A 2,772-nucleotide genomic window follows, 5' to 3' on the forward strand; every position below is an offset into this window, starting at 1 on the left:
CACCGCGACTGCGGCCAGCACTCCGCGGGCGGCGCCCCCGACGCCGCCGCGTACGAGAGCTGGATCGGCTCCTTCGCCGACGGCATCGGCGACGCGAAGGCGGTGGTGATCCTCGAACCCGACGCCATCCCGCACGTCGTGGACGGCTGCACCCCGCCGGAGCTGCACGAGGAGCGCTACCGGCTGATCTCCGGGGCCATCGCCCGGCTCAAGCAGCACCCGGGCGTCAGGGTCTACCTCGACGCCGGGAACTCCGCCTGGATCTCCGACCCCGGCAAGCTGGCCCAGACCCTGCGGCAGGCGGGCGTCGGCGAGGCCGACGGGTTCGCGCTCAACGTCTCCAACTTCCAGCGCACCGGCGAGCAACTCGCCTACGGCCGCCGGCTCTCGGACATGCTCGGCGGCGCCCACTTCGTCATCGACACCAGCCGCAACGGCAACGGCCCGCTGACCGGCGCCCCGAACGAGGTGTGGTGCAACCCGCCGGGGCGCGCCCTCGGCGAGCCGCCGACGACGCGGACCGGCGAGGAGCGGGCCGACGCCTTCCTGTGGGTCAAGCGCCCCGGTGAGTCGGACGGGCCGTGCCGCGGGGGCCCCAAGGCCGGCGCGTGGTGGCCGGACTACGCCCTGGGCCTGGCCCGCCGCGCGGGCTGACGCCCCGTCCCGTACGGGCCGCAGCCGCGCCCGGCAGACAGCAGGCGCGCGCCACTGCGGGCCGCGGGCGCGCCCGTCCGATCCGGTACGCGCCCGCCCGCGGCCTGGTACGCCGGCGGGGCCGAGGGGCAGCGGCCCCGCCGACGGGCTCGTCAGGGCACGTGCACCCACTTCGCCTCGGACGGCACGCCCTTGCCGTCGGCGACGAAGAGCATGTACCAGCCCGGCGGCACCAGGCTCGGGTCCTCCGGCACCGTCACCGTCACCTTCCCGGCGCTCTTCTCGACGTCCAGCTGGATCGAGCGCTGCTCGACGTCCGTGACGTGGGTGACGGAACCCGGCCGGATCAGCCGCGCCTTCGCCACCCGCCGCGCGCCCTCGACCTCGTACGTCGCCTCCCGCCCGCGCTCCGGGCGCTCGGGCCCCGCGCCGATCTTCAGCCGCGTCGCGTCGTCCGCCCTGTGCAGGTAGGGCGGCGTGAAGATCTCGATGCGCTTCTCGAAGGTGCCGGGCCGGGTGTTGGCCTTGTCGCCGAAGAGGGAGTCGGAGCCGAAGGTGGCGACCCGGCCGTCGGGCAGGAGCACGGCCTCGGAGTGGTAGTTGCGGCCCACCTCCGGATCGGCCGCGGGGGTGAAGGTGTTGGTGCCCGGGTCGTAGAACTGCGCCTTCTTGATGTCGCTGTCGCCGCGGCCGCGGTAGTCCTCGGAGCCGCCGCTGGTGAAGACCGTGTCGTCCGGCATGATCACGCTGTTCAGGTAGCGGGTGCCCTGGGGCAGCGAGGGGCCGTCCTCGTACGCGGGCTCGTCCTTGGTCAGGTCGATGATCGAGGTGCGCGGCGTCGACTTCGCCGACTCCCCCACCCCGCCGCCGCCGAGCACCATGACCTTCTGGTCCTGCGCGGGCGGCAGCAGCAGCGAGCCCGCGGTCTCCAGCTGGTCGGGGTCGGTGATGCCGGGGACGGTGGTGAAGGAGTTGTCCTTGAGGTCCCAGATCCCGGGCTTGCGGCCGCGGTCGGCCGGGCCGTAGCCGGCGTTGGCGCCGGAGTAGAAGAGCTTGCCGCCCTCGGTGAGGAAGAGCGCGGGGTAGGTCGGGAAGTAGCGGTTGGGCGCCTCGGCCCACTTCTTGGTCTCCGGGTCGTAGACCTCGTTGTCGCCGTAGAGGATCTCGCCCGACTCGTCGAGACCGGAGACCGACAGGACCTTGCCGTCCGGCAGCGTCACGAGCGTCGGATACCAGCGGGCCTTGTCCATCGGGTCGACGCGCACGTAGCGCTCCTCGACCGGGTCGAACTCGAAGGTGTCCTTGATCCCCTGGAAGTCCTGCTTGTCCATGGAGAGCTTCTGCGCCATGCCGTAGACGTTGTCCGCGTCCTTGCCGGCCAGCCCCTCGACGGCGTACTGCGCCTGCCGGTCCTGGACGTAGCCGCGGCCGTCCTCCTCGGCCTCGACGAAGACGTTGGCCTCGGCGGCGGTGACGACCGCCTTGCCGCGCTTGGCGGCCTTCTTCTCCGCGGCCGGGACGGTGACCGCGGCGGTGGTCCGGTAGACGAGTCCGGAGGGGGCTATGAAGCCGGTGCCCTTCTTGAGCCTGACGGACTTGTCCGGGTCCTCGTTCTTCACCAGCATCCGGCCGCCGGCGCGCTCCACGTCGCCGTCGAGCAGCTCGTAGCGGGCGGTGCCGCCGGCGACCAGCAGCCGGCCGTCGGCGAGCTGGGTGTGGCCGGCGCAGAACAGGTCGGCGGGGGTGGGTATCTCCTCGTAGCTGTTCTTCTGCGGGTCCCACAGGATGGTGCGGAACGTGCCGGCGTCGAACTGCTCCTCGTCGTTGCCGGAGCCGGCTATGAGCAGCACCTTGCCGGTGTGCAGCAGCGTGGCGTGGATGGCGTTGAGCCGGTACGAGTCCGGGGTGTCCTGCACCTGCCAGGAGCCGTACTGCGCCTGGTACCCGGGCCGGGATATCCGGTACTCGTGGTACTGCTCCTCGGCGAAGCCGATGGCCGCGGGGGCGTTGAGCCCCGCGAGCAGCAGGACCACGCCCGTGCCTATCGCCGCCTTCTTCAACCGTCTGCCGGGCCGGTACCCCATGGATCAGCTCCCGCTCGTCGTCGCAGTGGTGGTC

Annotated in this window: 2 protein-coding genes; one reads left to right on the top strand and one right to left on the bottom strand. The window is 72.3% G+C overall.

Annotated elements, in window-relative coordinates; genetic code table 11:
• Positions 1-654 (top strand): glycoside hydrolase family 6 protein (locus tag H5J30_RS25730; protein WP_181789732.1); only part of this gene is annotated, 654 nt, incomplete at its 5' end.
• 152 nt (positions 655-806) lie between these two features.
• On the opposite strand, the gene glxA is transcribed toward H5J30_RS25730, so the two are convergent.
• Entirely contained in the window at positions 807-2,738 is a 1,932-nt protein-coding gene (gene glxA / locus H5J30_RS25735) for a radical copper oxidase GlxA (RefSeq protein ID WP_181789733.1), read from the bottom strand.
• Positions 2,739-2,772 lie beyond the last annotated feature (34 nt).

The organism is Streptomyces phytophilus (assembly GCF_013870535.1).
Taxonomy (GTDB): domain Bacteria; phylum Actinomycetota; class Actinomycetes; order Streptomycetales; family Streptomycetaceae; genus Streptomyces; species Streptomyces phytophilus.

What these genes read in the sequence shown, in the direction of transcription:
- glxA (WP_181789733.1), bottom strand. Translation starts at nt 2,738, where the DNA reads ATGGGGTACCGGCCCGGCAGACGGTTGAAGAAGGCGGCGATAGGCACG.